We start from the raw sequence: 16,239 nt of genomic DNA, 5'->3' as shown, positions 1-16,239 counted from the left end.
TACAATATCGGCTGTCAAAAGTATCGAGGGGTGCGTCGCTATACGGCTTGCGCGCAAGCGCGGGCTCGCGGCACGCCGCGGCGCCCCGCAATCATAGCCGCCCGGCTCGGCCTTCGGCTCAATTCAGTCTCCATTCGCTTCCAGTCGTTCGCATGTTCAAGCTTTCCGATTTCGATTTCGATCTGCCGCCTGAGCTGATCGCGCAAGTGGCGCTACCCGAGCGCAGCGCCAGTCGCCTGCTCCAGGTGGACAACGCGGCCCATGCCGACGGCGCCGCGCGCCTGATCGACCGCCGCTTCGCCGAACTGCCCGAATGCATTTCGGCCGGCGACCTGCTGGTTTTCAACGATACCAAAGTCCTGAAGGCGCGCTTCCTCGGCCAGAAGGCCAGTGGCGGAAAGATTGAAGTTCTGGTCGAGCGCCTCACCGGCGAGCGCACGGCGCTCGCGCAGATCCGCGCGAGCAAGAGCCCGCAGGAGGGCACGACGATTCGTCTCGCCGATGCGTTCGACGTGACCGTCGGCAAACGCGTCGAGCCGTTCTACACGCTGCATTTCCCCGACGACTGCCTGACGCTGATCGAGCAGTTCGGGCGTTTGCCGCTGCCGCCGTACATCGAGCACGACCCCGACTCGACGGACGAAACCCGCTATCAGACGGTGTTCGCGCAAAATCCCGGCGCGGTCGCGGCGCCCACGGCGGGCCTTCATTTCGACGACGCGCTGCTCGCGCGGCTCGACGCCGCGGGCGTTCAGCGGGCCACGCTGACGCTGCACGTCGGCGCCGGCACGTTCCAGCCGGTGCGCGTCGAGAACCTGGCCGAGCACAAGATGCACAGCGAGTGGTATCACTTGCCGCAGTCTCTTGCCGACAAAATCGCAGCGACGAAGGCGCGCGGCAACCGCGTGATAGCGGTGGGCACCACGTCGATGCGCGCACTCGAAGCCGCCGCGCGCGACGCCGAAGCGGCCGGCCGCGCGCTTGGCGCGGCGAGCACCGAGACGGATATTTTCATCACGCCGGGCTACCGGTTTCGCGTCGTCGACCGGCTGGTGACGAACTTTCATTTGCCCAAGTCGACGCTGCTGATGCTGGTTTCGGCGTTCGCGGGCGTCGAGACGATTCGCGCCGTGTATCGTCATGCAATCGAAGAGCGTTACCGCTTTTTCAGTTACGGCGACGCGATGCTGTTGACGCGGCGCGACGCTCAAGCCGTCTGACGCGCCGCCCACGAGTTTGCAGTTTCCTCAGCCGCCGAACATTTTCGGCGGCGTTTCATTGTTTGCGCCGGACTGTTTTCCGGTTGCCCATGGAGTTACCTCAATGACCCCAGGTCATCAATCGCAACAGACCACCGCCGAGCATCCCGCCAACGGCCTCCACTTCGAATTGCTCGGCACCGACGGCCAGGCGCGCCGCGGCCGCGTCACACTGAATCACGGCGTCGTCGAAACGCCGATCTTCATGCCGGTCGGCACTTACGGCACCGTGAAAGCCGTCCAGCCGCGCGAGCTCGAAGAGATGCACGCGCAGATCATCCTCGGCAATACGTTTCACCTCTGGCTGCGCCCGGGGCTCGAAACGATCGGCGCACACGGCGGCCTGCACGGCTTCATGGGCTGGAAAAAGCCGATCCTGACCGACTCCGGCGGCTTCCAGGTGTTTTCGCTCGGCGACCTGCGCAAGATCACCGAAGACGGCGTCACGTTCGCGTCGCCGATCAATGGCGACAAGCTGTTCCTGTCGCCGGAAGTGTCGATGCAGATCCAGAAAGTGCTCAACTCGGACATCGTCATGCAGTTCGACGAATGCACGGCCTACGCGACCAACAACGTGCCGACCTCGCACAAGGAAGCGGCCGACTCCATGCGCATGTCGATGCGCTGGGCACAGCGCTCGATCGACGAATTCCAGCGGCTCGGCAATCCGAACGCGCTCTTCGGTATCGTCCAGGGCGGCATGTTCGAGGACCTGCGCGACGAGTCGCTCGCTGGTCTCGCGGAGAAAGACTTCCACGGCCTTGCGATCGGCGGCCTGTCGGTCGGCGAGCCGAAAGAAGACATGATGCGCGTGCTGAACCACATCGGCCCGAAGCTGCCGGCCGACAAGCCGCACTATCTGATGGGCGTCGGCACGCCGGAAGACCTGGTGACCGGGGTGGCTGCAGGCGTCGATATGTTCGATTGCGTGATGCCTACCCGCAACGCGCGCAACGGCTGGCTCTTCACGCGCTTTGGCGACATCAAGATCCGCAACGCCGCGCACAGGAATTCGCTGCGTCCGCTCGATGAACAGTGCGGTTGTTACACATGCCGAAATTTCACTCGCGGCTATCTGCATCATCTGCATCGCGTAGGGGAAATTCTCGGCGCGCAACTGAATACGATTCACAACCTGCACTACTACCTGGAACTGATGCAGGAAATGCGCGACGCCATCGACGCGAAAATGTTCGAACCGTTCCGCAAGCGCTTTCACGAGAACCGCGCGCGCGGCATCGACGAGGCGCCTTGATCACCTGGCTCGTCGGATTCGCGGAAGAATCCGTCAGACGCCAGCGCAAAACCTTACAATCTACTTTCGCGGACGGCGAAGAACGGCTTTAAACGGTTGATCCCAAAGCCGAATCGCCGCGCCGACGCGCGCAATGCCGGTGGTAGAATAACCGGCTGATTTTTTTGATTGAATTGATCTATAACGGAGAGACCAACGTGTCGTTCATTTCCAATGCCTTCGCCCAAGGCACAGCCACAGGTGGCATCGAATCGAACTTGATGAGCTTCCTGCCGCTGATCCTGATGTTCGGCGTGCTGTACTTCATCATGATTCGCCCGCAAATGAAGCGCCAGAAGGAACATCGCAACATGCTCGCCGCCATGGCCAAGGGCGACGAAGTGGTGACGAACGGCGGCATCGTCGGCAAGGTGACCAAGGTGGGCGAGGCTTACGTCGGCGTCGAAATCTCGGAAGGCACGGAAATCACCGTGCAGAAAGCGTCGGTCACGACGATTCTCCCGAAGGGCACGATCAAGTCGCTGTAAGGCCTGCTCTCTCGCGTCCGGCGCGGCCTCGCCGGCGGTCAGGCAAGCAGACGCCTGATCGCCCGCGCTCATCGCCGGGCGCATCGCTTTCAAGCCAACCTTCCGTTGGACTACTCATGAATCGTTACCCCCTCTGGAAATATGCCGTGATGCTGGTGGCTCTCGTCATCGGCCTCGTGTACACGCTGCCCAACCTGTTCGGCGAAGCGCCGGCGGTGCAGGTGTCGAGCGGCAAGGCAACGGTCAAGCTCGACTCGACCACGCTGTCGGCAGTCGAAGCCGCGCTCGCAGCCAATCAGATCAAAGCAGACGACGTCACGTTCGACAACACGTCGGCCAACGCGAACATTCGCGTGCGTCTGCCGGACACCGACACGCAACTGCGCGTAAAAGATCTGCTGCAAAAGTCGCTGAACAGCGACCCCACCGACCCGCAGTTCATCGTGGCGCTGAACTTGCAGAGTGCGTCGCCGCGCTGGCTGACCGCATTGCACGCGCTGCCCATGTATCTTGGTCTCGACTTGCGCGGCGGTGTGCACTTCCTGCTGCAGGTCGACATGGCGGGCGCGCTGAACAAGAAGCTCGACTCCGACGCGTCGGACGCGCGCACGCTCCTGCGCGACAACAACATTCGCGACGGCGGCGTGAACCGCGTCAACCAGACGGTGGTGATCAATTTCGCCGACCAGGCCACGGCGGACAACGCAGCGAAACAACTTAGCCGCAGTATCGGTGAGCTCCAGTGGTCATCGCAGAACGGCACTGACGGCTCCGTGCAACTCGTCGGCACCTTCACGCCGGCTGTGCAAAAAGCCGTGCAGGACGCCGCGCTCAAGCAGAACATCACCACGTTGCATAACCGCGTGAACGAACTCGGCGTGGCTGAGCCGGTGATCCAGCAACAGGGCGCCGACCGCATCGTGGTCGAACTGCCGGGCGTGCAGGACACGGCGAAGGCGAAGGACATCATCGGCCGCACGGCAACGCTCGAAGCGCGTCTCGCCGATCCGGTCAACACGCATCCGAATCCGTCCGACCCGGTGCCGCCGGGCGACGAGCTGTTCACGCACGGCAACCAGACGCCGGTGCTGCTGAAGAAGCAGATCATCTTCACCGGCGACCGCATTATCGACGCGTCGGCGGGCTTCGACGAACATCAGCGTCCGTCCGTCAACATTCGCCTCGATTCGGCCGGCGGCCGCGCGGTGCGCAGCGTGTCGCGCGACAACATCGGCAAGCCGATGGCGATGGTGCTGTTCGAAAAAGGCAAGGGCGAAGTGCTGACGGTCGCGACCATCCAGTCGGAACTGGGCGATCGCTTCCAGATCACCGGCCAGGCCACGCCGCAAGGCGCCGCCGACCTCGCGCTGCTGCTGCGCGCCGGTTCGCTGGCCGCGCCGATGGACATCATCGAGGAACGCACGATCGGCCCGAGCCTTGGCGCCGACAACATCAAGAAGGGCTTCCACTCGGTCGTGTGGGGCTTCGCGGCCATCGCCGTCTTCATGATCGCGTACTACATGCTGTTCGGCGTGATCTCGATGATCGGCCTGTCCGTGAACCTGCTGCTGCTGATCGCGGTGCTGTCGATGCTGCAGGCCACGCTCACGTTGCCCGGCATCGCCGCAATCGCGCTCGCGCTCGGTATGGCGATCGACGCCAACGTGCTGATCAACGAGCGCGTGCGTGAAGAACTGCGCAACGGCGCGCCGCCGCAACTGGCCATCCAGAACGGCTACGCGCATGCATGGGCGACGATTCTCGACTCGAACGTCACCACGCTGATCGCCGGTATCGCGCTGCTCGCATTCGGCTCCGGTCCGGTGCGCGGTTTTGCGATCGTGCACTGTATCGGCATTCTCACGTCGATGTTCTCGGCGGTGTTCTTCTCGCGCGGCATCGTCAACCTTTGGTACGGCGGCAAGAAGAAGCTGAAGTCGCTGGCGATCGGCCAGGTGTGGCGTCCGGAAACGGCGCCTGCGGGCTCGGCTGCTTACCTCGGTAACGACGACGCAGCAACCGACACGGCGCAAGCCATGCGTGCCGCGTCCGCAGCCGCCGCGAAGCCGAAGGCGCCGGCCGCTGCCGCGCAGTCGCGCGCGGGCAAGCCGACCGTGCGCCGCCGCGACGCACAGAGCACACCCGGCACGCCGAACACGCCGCAGAAACCGGGTTCATCCCGCTGAGTCCCGGAGAACAAGACCATGGAATTTTTCCGCTTTCGTAAAGACATTCCGTTCATGCAGCGCGCGTTGATCTTCAACGCAATTTCGCTGCTGACGTTCCTCGCCGCGGTGTTTTTTCTCGTGCATCGCGGGCTGCATCTGTCGGTGGAGTTCACCGGCGGTACCGTGATCGAAGTCCAGTATCCGGGCGCCGCGCCGCTCGATCCGGTGCGCGGCACACTGAGCAAGCTCGGCTACGCCGACGCGCAGGTGCAGAACTTCGGCACCTCACGCGACGTGTTGATCCGTTTGCCGCTCAAGCAGGGTTTGACGTCCGCGCAGCAGAGCGATCAGGTCATGAGCGCGCTGAAAACGGAGACGCCGCAGGTGCAGTTGCAGCGCGTCGAGTTCGTCGGTCCGCAGGTCGGCAAGGAACTCGCCACCGACGGCTTGCTTGCGCTCGCCTGTGTGGTAGCGGGCATCGTGATCTATCTGTCGTTCCGCTTCGAATGGAAGTACGCCGTGGCAGGCGTGATCGCGAACTTGCACGACGTCGTAATCATTCTCGGCTTCTTCGCGTTTTTCCAATGGGAGTTCTCGCTGTCGGTGCTGGCCGCCGTGCTCGCGGTGCTCGGCTATTCGGTGAACGAATCGGTGGTGATCTTCGACCGGATTCGTGAAACGTTCCGCCGCGAACGCAAGATGACCGTGATCGAAGTGATCAACCACGCGATCACCAGCACCATGTCGCGAACCGTCATCACGCACGGCTGTACGCAGATGATGGTGCTGTCGATGTTCCTGTTCGGCGGCCCGACACTGCACTACTTCGCTCTGGCGTTGACGGTCGGTATTCTGTTCGGTATCTACTCGTCGGTGTTCGTTGCCGCGGCGCTCGCCATGTGGTTCGGCGTGAAGCGCGACGATCTGATCAAGGACAAGAAAGAACGCATCGATCCGAACGATCCGAACGCGGGCGCTCAGGTTTGATCGCGCGGAAGTAAGGCATCGGCGATGCGCGCAAGACGCGCATCAGCATCAGCCCTTCGCAATGCAAAAGGCCGGTTCATCATGAACCGGCCTTTTGCATTTGTGGGGTTGTCTTTAGCGCTTTACTGCCCGACTCGCCGCGTCCGCCGTCTGGCTGAAACCGTCGACATCTACCGGAAGCCCAGTTTTCGCCGCGCCGCAATCAGCGCCGCGGCACTCAGAAGCGCAGCAAAAATCAGGTAGTAACTCGGCGCCGCCTTCGAACCCGTGAAGCCGATCAACCACGCAATGATGAACGGCCCAAAGCCGCCGAAAACCGTCACCGCGATGTTATAGGCAAGCGACATGCCGGTCGTGCGTGTCTGCACCGGAAACATCTCCGACAGCAAACCCGGCAGCGCCGCGAAATAGCCTGTCATCAGGAAGCCGAGCACGACTTGCAGCGCGATCAGCGTGCCAAACGTGGGATGCGCGACGAGATACACGAACGCCGGGTAGATCAGCACGAGCAGCAGCACGGCCGAAATCAGCATGATCGTGGTGCGCCCGTGCCGGTCCGACAGATGCCCGACCAGCGGTGCAAACACCATCTGGATCAAGCCCGTCAGCGCAATGGCCGAGAACGCGACCGACGGCGCGAGCCCCAGTTGCTTCACGCCGAACGTCGGCATGAACAGCACGAGGTAAGTGGATACGGTGCCGAGCACCACTGCGCCGATTGCGATCAGCAGCCGCAGTTTCTGACTCGTGAACGTGTCGCGCAGCGGCGTGCTCGTCGTTTCTGCAGCGAGAAACTCGGGCGTTTCATCAAGCTTCGTGCGAATGTACCAGGCGACTGGTCCGATCAGAAGCCCGAAGAAGAACGGCACGCGCCATCCCCATGACGCAATCTGGTCCGGCGTCAGATTGCCCGTGAGTGCGACCCCGAAACCCGCGGCAAGCAGCGTGGTAAGCCCCTGGCTTGCGACCTGCCAGCTTGCGAAAAAGCCGCGCCGCCCCGGCACATGTTCCGCGAGAAAGGCGGTGGCGCTGCCGAACTCCCCGCCCGCCGAAAAACCCTGCATCAATCGCGCGATGACGAGAATCACGGGCGCGGCAATGCCAATGCTTTTGTAAGTCGGTAAAACCGCGATGATCAGCGTGCCGGCCATCATCAGCAGAATGGACAGCGTGAGCGCGGCCTTGCGCCCGGCGCGGTCCGCGTATGCGCCAATCACGATGGCGCCGAGCGGACGCATGAAGAACGACACGCCGAACGTGCCGAGCGTGAGCAGCAGCGAAACTGTGTCGTTGCCGGCGGGAAAGAACAGCTTGGCGATGACCACGGCGAAAAAGCCGTAGACGACCAGATCGAACCATTCCAGCGCGTTGCCGATCGACGCGGCGATCACCGCCCGCCATGAATTTCGCCGGCTTCCCGCAAGGCTTGCTGCTGTCGTTGCGTTCATGCAGATCTCCAGTTTGCGCGAATATTATGGATGCGGACCTAGGCCCGATCTCGCCGTATTGGATGCGCGCACAACCAACGCGGTGCCAGCGCTCTATGTACCCGAAAAATTAAACCGACGCGAGCGGCAAATTGCGCGCCCGCGCCGCATAAGGCTCGCACGCCGCGATCCGCGGCCGCTCCATGAAAAAACCGCTTCGTCGCGAAAGCGAACGAAGCGGTCATATCCGGCGAGACGCGAAGCGCTATGTGTGCTGCGCCGCAACGGCGGCGTCATCGCGAATGGGTGCGCATGCGCGCACCTCAGCAGTTACTGTTGTTTGATGCCTTCAGCCTGAATGTGCAGCTTGGTGTCCATGTTGAAGCCGTACTTTGTACCGAAATCGATGCCGTAGTCAGCGCGGTCGAAATGACCGCTTGCTTCCACGCCGCACACTTCGCGCTTGAGCACCGGGTGCTGCATGCACTTGAACGACTCGACCTTCAGGTTGAGCGGCTTCGTCACGCCGTGCAGCGTCAAGGTGCCGATCACTTCCGCGGGCTTGTCGCCGTCGAACTTGATGTCCGTGCCCTTGTAGGTCGCGGCGGGAAACTTCGACACGTCGAAGAACTCAGCCGACTTCAGATGGTCGTCGAGCTTGCCGTTGCCTGTGGTAATGGAAGCGGGATCCACGTTCACTTCGACGGTACCCGTTTTTGCGGTGCGGTCCAGCGTGACCGTGCCGGAACTCTTCGTGAACTTACCGCGCCACACGGACAGACCGCCGAAGTGGTCTGCTTCGAAGCTCGGATAGGTGTGAGTCGGGTCGAGCTGATAAGTGTCGGCGGCGGCGAATGCGCCGAGCGAAACGCAGGAGGCCAATGCACCGGCGGCGATCAACATGGATGTCTTCAATTCATGCTCCCAGTCAGTTAAAAACGGCTGCACTGAACCGCGCAGCGCAAGTTATTTATGTGCGGCGACGATATGAAACTTGATGATCACGTCATCGGCAACAACCGACGTGTCTTTCCATTCGCCCGTGCCGATGTCGAATTGCGAGCGCCTGATCGGCAATGAACCGTCGAACGTTTGCGTCGCGCCTTGCTGCGTCACGGTGACCGGCACCACCACCGTCTGCGATTTACCCTTGATGGTCAGCTTGCCCGTCACTTTGTACTGGTTGCCGCCGGCCGGCGCAATCGCGCTGGAAACGAACGTGGCGGTGGGATAGGTCTTCGCGTCGAACCATTCCTTGCCGCGCACCTGATCGTTATAGGTCTCGTCGCCGAGATCGTAGCTGCCGACGTCGATGTTCAGTTGAGCGCTGGCCTCGGCTGGCTTGGCCGGGTCGAACTTGATCTGCGCGCTGAATTTACCGAACTTGCCTTCCACCGGCACGTTCATCTGCTTCGACGTGGCCGTCACCGAACTCTTTGCGACATCGACCTGGGCCAGCGCGCTGCCAGTCGCGGTCAGCGAGACCGCGGCAACTGCGGCGAGCATATAGCGATAAAACGAGACCTTCATGGTTGTCCTTATTTGAGGAAGGGGAGCATGCGCGACAGCAGGCCGTCGCGGTCCAGCCACTGATGCTTGAGCGCCGCCGCTACGTGCAGCCCGACCAGCACCAGCAACGTGTAATTCAGCACGATATGGACGTTCTTGAGCAATTCCTTCAGATGCGGGTCCGGCGCGATCAGACGCGGCAGCGGAATCAGCCCGAGATAGACGACCGGCACGTTCGCCGCCGAGCTGTACAGATAGCCGGACACTGGAATCGCGATCATCAATACATAGAGCAGCAGATGCACGAGGTGCGCGGCGCCGCGCTGCCAGGCGGGCATGCGGCGCGGCATCGCCGGGGCCCCATACGACGCGCGCCAGAGGATGCGCAGGATAGCCAGCGCAAATACCGTCACGCCAATCCATTTATGCCACGAAAAATAGCGCAGTTTGGTAGGTGTAAAGCCAGGGATGTCGGTCATCACCCAGCCGAGCGCAAAGCCGCAAACGATCAGCAATGCGATCAGCCAATGAAAGGCAATGGCAGTCCGCGTGTACGACTCCCGGCCACCGAATGAAGGATTGTGTGCCATGACAGGTGAACGCTTGCTAAGAGAGGTTAACGGTGCGGCAGGCCCGGCTATTCCACGCCGATGCAAAGTCCATCGGCGGATGGCCAGGCGCCGCAGCCTTCGAGACGCGCCAGGCCGCCATGCTACCCGAAGCGGAAAAAGCTGGCTGCGGCGATGCGAAATTTACCGAAAGGCGACTCGGCGGGCCGTTCGGCAAGCCGTTGAACAATTGGGGACGGAGGCTGTCAGAGCTTTCATTCGCGAGGCGCAGCGCCCACGCGCGCGGCTGCAACGCCTTTGGTACTATTGCTGCACAATTTTTTACAGACCTGCGTTATACACCGACACTTGCGACCGGCATTGCACGTTTACTCACATATCGTTGGCCCGCTGCCGTATGGAAAATGACAACCTGATTGCGTGCCACGAGTGCGATACGCTGTTCCGCAAGCCGCGGCTTGCCGGGCGCAAACTCGCGCGCTGTCCGCGTTGCCGCGCGACGCTATACAGCGGCGTATCGCGCAAGCTGGAGGGCATCAGCGCAATGACACTCGCCGCGCTGATCACATTTCTGATCGCGCAGGGCTTTCCGATCGTCGAACTGGAAACCAATGGCATCACCTCGCAGACCACGCTGTTCGGCGCGCTCGTCGCGCTCTGGAACGAGGACATGCAGATCGTCGCCGTCATGGTGTTCTGCTCGACCATTCTCTTTCCGCTCACCGAACTCGTCGCGCTGCTGTACGTGCTGATTCCGCTGCGCTCGGGCTATGTGCCTGCGGGCTTCAACCGCGTCTTGCGCGCTATCCAGTTCGTCCGTCCCTGGGGGATGATCGAAGTCTTCATGCTCGGCGTTCTGATCACCATTGTGAAGATGGTCAGTCTCGCGCGCGTGATTCCCGAGGCGGCGCTTTTCGCGTTCGGCGTGCTGACGCTGATGTTCGCCGTGGTCGTCACCTTCGACCCGCGCATTCTGTGGGATCTCGCGGACGAACTCGGCGCACGCAGTCAGCGGCCGCTGCCGCGCAGTTCGGCCGATAGCGCGGCGCTCGCCGTCGGCGCTGTCGCCGGCCCGCCCGCTCCGCCCGCGCCGCAAGTCGATGCGGACCCCGGCGCGGACCGTGACTCGGCCCCCGACGCCAGTCCCGGCGTGCCGCCGGCGCCGCATCGAGGATGACCCGCGCATGAAATACATCACCGCAAGACGCGCGGGCCTTGTCGCCTGCCACGCGTGCGGTCGCGTCGAACCGCGCATCCGCTCCATCACGCCGCAACACTGCGCACGGTGCGGCTCGCGGCTGCACTCACGCAATCCGGATAGCCTCATGCGCACGTGGGCGCTGCTGATCGCCGCGGCCTTGCTGTATATTCCGGCAAATTTGTTGCCGGTCATGCATACGTCGTCGCTGCTGGGTTCGGAGGACGACACCATCATGAGCGGCGTCGTGTACTTCTGGACATCCGGCGACTGGCCGCTTGCGGTGATCGTTTTCGTCGCCAGCATCATGGTGCCGATGCTCAAGCTGAGCGTGCTCGCGCTCCTCACCATCACCGCGCAGCGCCACTCGCGCTGGCGTCCGGAGCAACGCACCACGCTTTACCGGATGGTCGAACGGATCGGCCGCTGGTCGATGCTCGACGTGTTCGTGGTCACATTGACCGTCGCGCTGGTGCGCTTCAAGTCGCTTGCAGTGATCACGGCTGGACCGGGCGCAATCGCGTTCGGCTCAGTGGTGATCCTCACAATGATGGCATCCATGCAATTCGATCCACGGCTCATCTGGGACGACGTGGACGGCAGTACTCAAAAACCTCAGGATCTCGAACATGACTAGCCCGCCAGGACCGACGCCCGCCTCCGATGCGCCGCGCAACGATTCGAACGGACCGAAGCTGCCGCCCCAACTCCCAGATCCTCAAATCGAGCCGCGCAGCCGCTGGCTGCCGTCGCTCGTCTGGGTGATTCCATTGATCGCCGCGCTGATCGGCGTTGCGCTCGTCATCAAGTCGGTGACGGAGAAAGGCCCGACCATCACGATCAGTTTCGTGAGCGCCGAAGGGCTCGAGCCCGGCAAAACGAAGGTCAAATACAAGGACGTCGACGTCGGCGCGGTGAAGTCCATCACGTTGTCGAAAGATCTTTCTCACGTGCTCGTGCAAGTGCAGTTGACGAAGGAAGGCGAAGACTTCGCGGTCAAGGATTCGCGCTTCTGGGTCGTGCGGCCGCGGGTGGGCGCAAGCGGCGTGTCGGGGCTTACCACGCTGCTTTCCGGCGCGTATATCGGCGCGGACGCCGGCCACTCGCCGGACAGCGAGAAGAACTTCGTCGGCCTCGAGACGCCGCCGCCCATTACCGGCGACCAGAAGGGACACCAGTTCATCCTGCACGGCGATTCGCTCGGCTCGATCGACATCGGCTCGCCGATTTTCTACCGTCGCGTGCAGGTCGGCCAGGTGGTCGGCTTCTCGCTCGACAAGGACGGCACCGGCGTGACGATGCAGGTGTTCGTGTCCGCGCCGTTCGACCAGTACGTCGGCACCAATTCACGCTGGTGGCATGCGAGCGGCGTCGATCTGCGGCTCGATTCGAGCGGCTTCAAGCTGAATACGCAGTCGCTCGCGACGGTGATCGTCGGCGGTTTGTCGTTCCAGTCGCCGCCCGGCCAGGGCGTGGGCGCGCAGGCGCCGAACAACATGACGTTCCGCCTCGGTTCGGATGAGGGCGACGCGATGCGCGAACCGGACGGCGAGCCGCTACGCGTCGTGATGAACTTCAACCAGTCGCTGCGCGGGCTCTCGGTCGGCGCGACGGTGGACTTCCGCGGCATCGTGCTAGGCCAGGTGACGAACATCGGCATCGACTACGATCCGAAGACGCGCAGCTTCACGATGCCCGTGACTATGAACATCTATCCGGACCGGCTCGGCAAGCGCTTCCGCGAAACGGCTCCGGCGGCGGGCAGCCTTGCCGGTCAGAACCTGTTGCAACAGCTGGTCAAGCACGGTCTGCGCGGCCAGTTGCGCACGGGCAATCTGATCACAAGCCAGCTATATGTTGCGCTCGATATCTTCCCGAAGGCGCCGCCGGCCACCGTCGACGTAGCAAGCGATCCGCTCGAATTGCCGACGATTCCGAACACGCTCGACGAGTTGCAGCTTCAGGTCGCAGACATCGCGAAGAAGCTCGACAAGGTACCGTTTGACCAGATCGGCAACAACCTGAACAGCGCGCTGAAGAACGCCGATCAGCTCTTCAAGCGTCTCGACACGGAAGTCGTACCGCAAGCCCGCGACACGCTGGCGGCGGCGAAGCAGACTTTCGGCTCGGCGGAGGCGACGTTGCAGCAGGACTCGCCGTTGCAGTCGGACGTGCATCAGGCATTGCAGGAATTGACGCGCACGTTGCAGTCGCTCAATGCGCTGTCGGATTATCTGGAGCGCCACCCCGAATCGTTGTTGCGCGGTAAAGCAGGAGATAAGCCATGATGTTTGCCCGCCTCCCCCGCCTGCCGCGCCGAATTGCGCGTGGCGCTGTTCATGCCGGTGCGCTCGCGGCAGCGCTCGCTCTCGCTGCCTGTTCGTCGCCGACCAGCCGGTTCTATACGTTGGGCGACGTGAGCACAGGCGCATCGGCGGCTGCGTCGAGCGTGCGCACTTCGGCGGCGCCGGCGTGGCTGATCGAAGTCGCACCGATCGACGTGCCGCCGCAAGTCGCCAAGACCCAGTTGGTCGTGCAGACCGGACCGACTCAGGTGAAGGTGCTGGAAGAGGAGCGTTGGGCGTCGTTGCCAGGCGACGAACTGCGCCGGGCGTTGTCGACGAGCCTCACGCAGCAGTTGAACACGATCGATGTGTACGGCACCGCTTATTCCGATACGACGCCTGTGTATCGGGTCAGCGTGAATGTCCAGCGGTTCGAGTCATGGCCTGGGTCGCATGCGTTGATCGATGCGGTGTGGAGTGTGCGGGCTGTTCGGAGTACTGCTGTGATGACTTGCAGGAGTGTCGTGAGCGAGCAGGTGGGGAGTGGGTACGACTCGCTCGTCGATGGGCATCGAAGGGCTTTGCAGCGGGTCTCTGAGCAGGTAGCGGGGGCGTTGCGGGCGATGGCTGCTTCTTCGGCTGGTACTGCCGGTGCTTCTGTTTCGCAGGGGAAGGGGGTGGCGCGGGTCAGTGTGCCGGGTTGTCCCTCCGACGGGGCAGCGGTTGCTGGGGGGTAGGTTTTTGCGGTGCCTGGGTTTTTGGCTTTTGAACCCCGTTGGCCTTTCCTTGGTTTCACGGTGGTCTATTGGCGTTGCCCCTGTGCGGGGCAGCACTTACTTTCTTTGCGGCCGCAAAGAAAGTAAGCAAAGAAAGCGGCTCCCACCGCTAGCTCATAAGCGGGTCCCTCGGCTTGGAGAGGGTAGTGGTGCATCTGGAATCTGTGCTCTCGCACACTCCGCGTTCGTGACAAGGCAGTCATTTTTCCGGCGACGCTTCGCGCGCCGCGGCGGTCGTTCTCGAAACTGCTGGTCCTTCGCTGATTTAACTGCTGGTCCTTCGCTGATTTCCTTGGTCTCGCGATCTCTTTGCTGCCTTACGTACCACGCTGCTTGCCCTCAGCAAGCTGCGCGGCACGCCTCGAATGCCGGCCTCTCTTTTCCGCCGTGCGCGAAAGACGCAAGCGGGCGGTTCTGGAGCAGACCTTTCCGGCGAGCACGCAGTGTGAGGCGGGAAGCATGACTGCCTTGTCACCCGCGCGGAGTGCGCGAGGACACAGATTCCAGATGCACCACTCCCCCCCTCCAAGCCGAGGGACCCACTTATGAGCTAGCGGTTTGAAGCCGCTTTCTTTGCTTACTTCCTTTGCGGCATGCAAAGAAAGTAAGTGCCGCCCCGCACAGGGGCAACGCCTATAGACCACCGCGAATTCAAGGAAAGGCCAAGGCGGTCAAAAAACCCCAACCCCCGCGCGCAAAAAAACCGCACCAGCCAACCGCGTACAATACGCCCTTATCCAACGCCTACCGGCCCCCGCCCCACCCCATGTCCTTTGATTTCTTCCTCCCCTGCCCGCGCGGCCTCGAAGCCTCGCTAGCGTCCGAACTCGCCGAAATCGCCGCGAAACATCTGAACGGCGCGCCATTCACGGCGGGCTCGCAAGTCCCCGGCGGTGTGCATTTCCGCGGCGGCTGGGCAGCCGGCATGGCGGCCAATCTGCATTCGCGGATCGCGAGCCGCGTGCTGCTGAAAATCGCGCATCGTCCGTATCGCAGCGAACAGGACATCTACGCGCTCGCCGTCGAGCAGCGTTGGGAGCAGTGGTTCTCCGCAAACGAAACGCTGCGTGTCGACGTGACCGCGATCAAGTCGCCGCTGCGCAGCCTCGAATTCACCACGCTGCGCGTGAAGGACGCCATCTGCGATCGTCTGCGCGAAGTCAGCGGTGCGCGCCCGAATATCGACACCGCGACGCCCGACGTCCGCGTGTTCGCGTTCCTCACCGCGACCGACTGCACGCTTTACCTCGACACCTCCGGCGACCCGCTCTTCAAGCGCGGCTGGCGGCTCGACAAGGGCGCGGCTCCGCTGCGCGAAAATCTCGCGGCGGGCATCCTGCGTCTTACGGGCTGGAGCGCGGGCACGCCGCTGTACGATCCGATGTGCGGCAGCGGCACGTTCCTCGCCGAAGCCGCGCAAGTCGCGCTGAACATCGCGCCTGGCGCGGAGCGCCGCTTCGGCTTCGAAAAGCTCAAGCAATACGACAGCAAAACCTGGCAAACACTGAAGGCCGCCGCGCTAGACGCGAAGCACGCCGCCCGCACGTCGCGCGCCGATCTGCAGATATTCGGCAGCGATATTTCCGGCGACATGCTCGACAAAGCGCGTGCGAATTTCCAGCGCGCAGGCTTGCCGTCGATTCCGCTTAAACAGGTCGACGCTCGCGGTATGACGCCGCCGAGCTCCGAGCCGGGCATTCTCGTCGCGAATCCGCCGTACGGCGAGCGGATCGAAGTGCGTGGGCGCAACGCGCGCGGTGAAATCCGCGAGGGGCGCAACCGCGACAACCGCGAAGACGACGGCTTTCGCCGCGCTCAGGAAGAAACGCCCGACAGCGAATTTTTCCAGTCGCTCGGTGACGCGCTCAAGCAGCGCTTCACCGGCTGGCACGCATTCATCCTGACTTCGGATCGCAAGCTGCCCGGCCAGTTGCGTCTGCGCGAATCGACCAAGACGCCGCTTTTCAACGGCGCTCTCGAATGCCGACTGTTCCGCTTCGATCTGATCGCGGGCAGCGTCCGCCAGCGGCCGCAAAGCGACACGCCCGCCGATTGACGCCAGCCGGTCGCCACACGCCGTTCCGGCGTACAGGTGCGGCTTGCGCACCTCACGAACCCGAGCACTAACAGAAGAAGCAGAAGCAGACCCAAAGAAACCGCGGACACCGACTCCCGCGGTTTTTTTTCGCGTCGCTGAAACCGCTCGCCCGAACCGTCCTTCTCGTACCCTACTGACACCACGCTGTCAGCAGCACGCCCGCACACTTCTCCTCACGCCA

Annotated in this window: 15 protein-coding genes; 11 read left to right on the top strand and 4 right to left on the bottom strand. The window is 62.7% G+C overall.

Going from position 1 to position 16,239, the window contains the following annotated elements:
* Window positions 1–152 precede the first annotated feature (152 nt).
* From queA to secF, 5 genes are all read left to right on the top strand, one after another.
* Window positions 153–1,220 (top strand): tRNA preQ1(34) S-adenosylmethionine ribosyltransferase-isomerase QueA, encoded by a 1,068-nt coding sequence (gene queA / locus RW095_RS37480; protein WP_317020729.1) that lies wholly within the window; start codon window positions 153–155, stop codon window positions 1,218–1,220.
* A 103-nt stretch (window positions 1,221–1,323) separates the two neighbouring features.
* Entirely contained in the window at window positions 1,324–2,514 is a 1,191-nt protein-coding gene (gene tgt, locus RW095_RS37475; protein WP_317020728.1) for a tRNA guanosine(34) transglycosylase Tgt, read from the top strand.
* A 197-nt stretch (window positions 2,515–2,711) separates the two neighbouring features.
* A complete protein-coding gene (gene yajC, locus RW095_RS37470) occupies window positions 2,712–3,041 on the top strand; it encodes a preprotein translocase subunit YajC (protein ID WP_007179286.1) in 330 nt (109 codons plus the stop codon).
* Between the two features lie 116 nt (window positions 3,042–3,157).
* Window positions 3,158–5,227: a protein translocase subunit SecD gene (gene secD / locus RW095_RS37465; protein WP_317020727.1), complete on the top strand. Its 2,070-nt coding sequence runs from the start codon at window positions 3,158–3,160 to the stop codon at window positions 5,225–5,227.
* Window positions 5,228–5,245: 18 nt separating this feature from the next.
* Window positions 5,246–6,196 carry a protein translocase subunit SecF gene (secF, locus tag RW095_RS37460; protein WP_317020726.1) on the top strand — a complete coding sequence of 317 codons (951 nt, stop codon included), beginning with the start codon at window positions 5,246–5,248 and terminating at the stop codon, window positions 6,194–6,196.
* A gap of 170 nt (window positions 6,197–6,366) precedes the next feature.
* Here the strand turns inward: secF and RW095_RS37455 are convergent, their stop codons facing one another.
* The 4 genes from RW095_RS37455 to RW095_RS37440 form a co-directional block, all read right to left on the bottom strand.
* Window positions 6,367–7,644: an MFS transporter gene (locus tag RW095_RS37455; protein WP_317020725.1), complete on the bottom strand. Its 1,278-nt coding sequence runs from the start codon at window positions 7,642–7,644 to the stop codon at window positions 6,367–6,369.
* A 309-nt stretch (window positions 7,645–7,953) separates the two neighbouring features.
* Window positions 7,954–8,526 (bottom strand): YceI family protein, encoded by a 573-nt coding sequence (locus tag RW095_RS37450; RefSeq protein ID WP_317022800.1) that lies wholly within the window; start codon window positions 8,524–8,526, stop codon window positions 7,954–7,956.
* 63 nt (window positions 8,527–8,589) lie between these two features.
* The gene (locus RW095_RS37445) at window positions 8,590–9,153 is read right to left on the bottom strand and encodes a YceI family protein (protein WP_317020724.1); all 564 of its coding nucleotides are present in this window, start codon (window positions 9,151–9,153) and stop codon (window positions 8,590–8,592) included.
* A gap of 8 nt (window positions 9,154–9,161) precedes the next feature.
* Window positions 9,162–9,722 carry a cytochrome b gene (locus RW095_RS37440; RefSeq protein ID WP_201702201.1) on the bottom strand — a complete coding sequence of 187 codons (561 nt, stop codon included), beginning with the start codon at window positions 9,720–9,722 and terminating at the stop codon, window positions 9,162–9,164.
* Window positions 9,723–9,841: 119 nt separating this feature from the next.
* Here RW095_RS37440 and RW095_RS37435 point away from each other — a divergent pair, with 119 nt between their 5' ends.
* From RW095_RS37435 to RW095_RS37410, 6 genes are all read left to right on the top strand, one after another.
* Window positions 9,842–10,117, top strand: coding sequence for a hypothetical protein (locus tag RW095_RS37435; protein WP_317020723.1), 276 nt, complete (start codon window positions 9,842–9,844; stop codon window positions 10,115–10,117).
* The gene (locus RW095_RS37430) at window positions 10,099–10,878 is read left to right on the top strand and encodes a paraquat-inducible protein A (protein WP_201702203.1); all 780 of its coding nucleotides are present in this window, start codon (window positions 10,099–10,101) and stop codon (window positions 10,876–10,878) included. Before RW095_RS37435 ends, RW095_RS37430 begins: the two co-directional genes overlap by 19 nt.
* A 7-nt stretch (window positions 10,879–10,885) precedes the next feature.
* Complete coding sequence (locus tag RW095_RS37425) at window positions 10,886–11,536, top strand: paraquat-inducible protein A (protein ID WP_317020722.1); 651 nt, start codon at window positions 10,886–10,888, stop codon at window positions 11,534–11,536.
* A complete protein-coding gene (locus tag RW095_RS37420; protein ID WP_128594283.1) occupies window positions 11,529–13,187 on the top strand; it encodes a PqiB family protein in 1,659 nt (552 codons plus the stop codon). The genes RW095_RS37425 and RW095_RS37420 overlap by 8 nt, the downstream gene beginning before the upstream one ends.
* Window positions 13,184–13,921: a PqiC family protein gene (locus tag RW095_RS37415; RefSeq protein WP_317020721.1), complete on the top strand. Its 738-nt coding sequence runs from the start codon at window positions 13,184–13,186 to the stop codon at window positions 13,919–13,921. Before RW095_RS37420 ends, RW095_RS37415 begins: the two co-directional genes overlap by 4 nt.
* Before the next feature lie 805 nt (window positions 13,922–14,726).
* Window positions 14,727–16,016: a THUMP domain-containing class I SAM-dependent RNA methyltransferase gene (locus RW095_RS37410; protein WP_317020720.1), complete on the top strand. Its 1,290-nt coding sequence runs from the start codon at window positions 14,727–14,729 to the stop codon at window positions 16,014–16,016.
* Window positions 16,017–16,239: the final 223 nt, after the last annotated feature.

The sequence above is a fragment of the Paraburkholderia kirstenboschensis genome (assembly GCF_032806925.1).
Classification (GTDB): Bacteria; Pseudomonadota; Gammaproteobacteria; order Burkholderiales; family Burkholderiaceae; genus Paraburkholderia; species Paraburkholderia kirstenboschensis.
The sequence above is the reverse complement of the archived record's forward strand: the minus strand, read 5'-3'. Positions and strand labels throughout refer to the sequence as shown.

Coding starts and splice junctions, on each gene's coding strand:
- queA (WP_317020729.1), top strand. CDS start 153: ATGTTCAAGCTTTCCGATTTCGATTTCGATCTGCCGCCTGAGCTGATC.
- tgt (WP_317020728.1), top strand. CDS start 1,324: ATGACCCCAGGTCATCAATCGCAACAGACCACCGCCGAGCATCCCGCC.
- secD (WP_317020727.1), top strand. CDS start 3,158: ATGAATCGTTACCCCCTCTGGAAATATGCCGTGATGCTGGTGGCTCTC.
- secF (WP_317020726.1), top strand. CDS start 5,246: ATGGAATTTTTCCGCTTTCGTAAAGACATTCCGTTCATGCAGCGCGCG.
- RW095_RS37455 (WP_317020725.1), bottom strand. CDS start 7,644: ATGAACGCAACGACAGCAGCAAGCCTTGCGGGAAGCCGGCGAAATTCA.
- RW095_RS37450 (WP_317022800.1), bottom strand. CDS start 8,526: ATGTTGATCGCCGCCGGTGCATTGGCCTCCTGCGTTTCGCTCGGCGCA.
- RW095_RS37445 (WP_317020724.1), bottom strand. CDS start 9,153: ATGAAGGTCTCGTTTTATCGCTATATGCTCGCCGCAGTTGCCGCGGTC.
- RW095_RS37440 (WP_201702201.1), bottom strand. CDS start 9,722: ATGGCACACAATCCTTCATTCGGTGGCCGGGAGTCGTACACGCGGACT.
- RW095_RS37435 (WP_317020723.1), top strand. CDS start 9,842: ATGCTACCCGAAGCGGAAAAAGCTGGCTGCGGCGATGCGAAATTTACC.
- RW095_RS37430 (WP_201702203.1), top strand. CDS start 10,099: ATGGAAAATGACAACCTGATTGCGTGCCACGAGTGCGATACGCTGTTC.
- RW095_RS37425 (WP_317020722.1), top strand. CDS start 10,886: ATGAAATACATCACCGCAAGACGCGCGGGCCTTGTCGCCTGCCACGCG.
- RW095_RS37420 (WP_128594283.1), top strand. CDS start 11,529: ATGACTAGCCCGCCAGGACCGACGCCCGCCTCCGATGCGCCGCGCAAC.
- RW095_RS37415 (WP_317020721.1), top strand. CDS start 13,184: ATGATGTTTGCCCGCCTCCCCCGCCTGCCGCGCCGAATTGCGCGTGGC.
- RW095_RS37410 (WP_317020720.1), top strand. CDS start 14,727: ATGTCCTTTGATTTCTTCCTCCCCTGCCCGCGCGGCCTCGAAGCCTCG.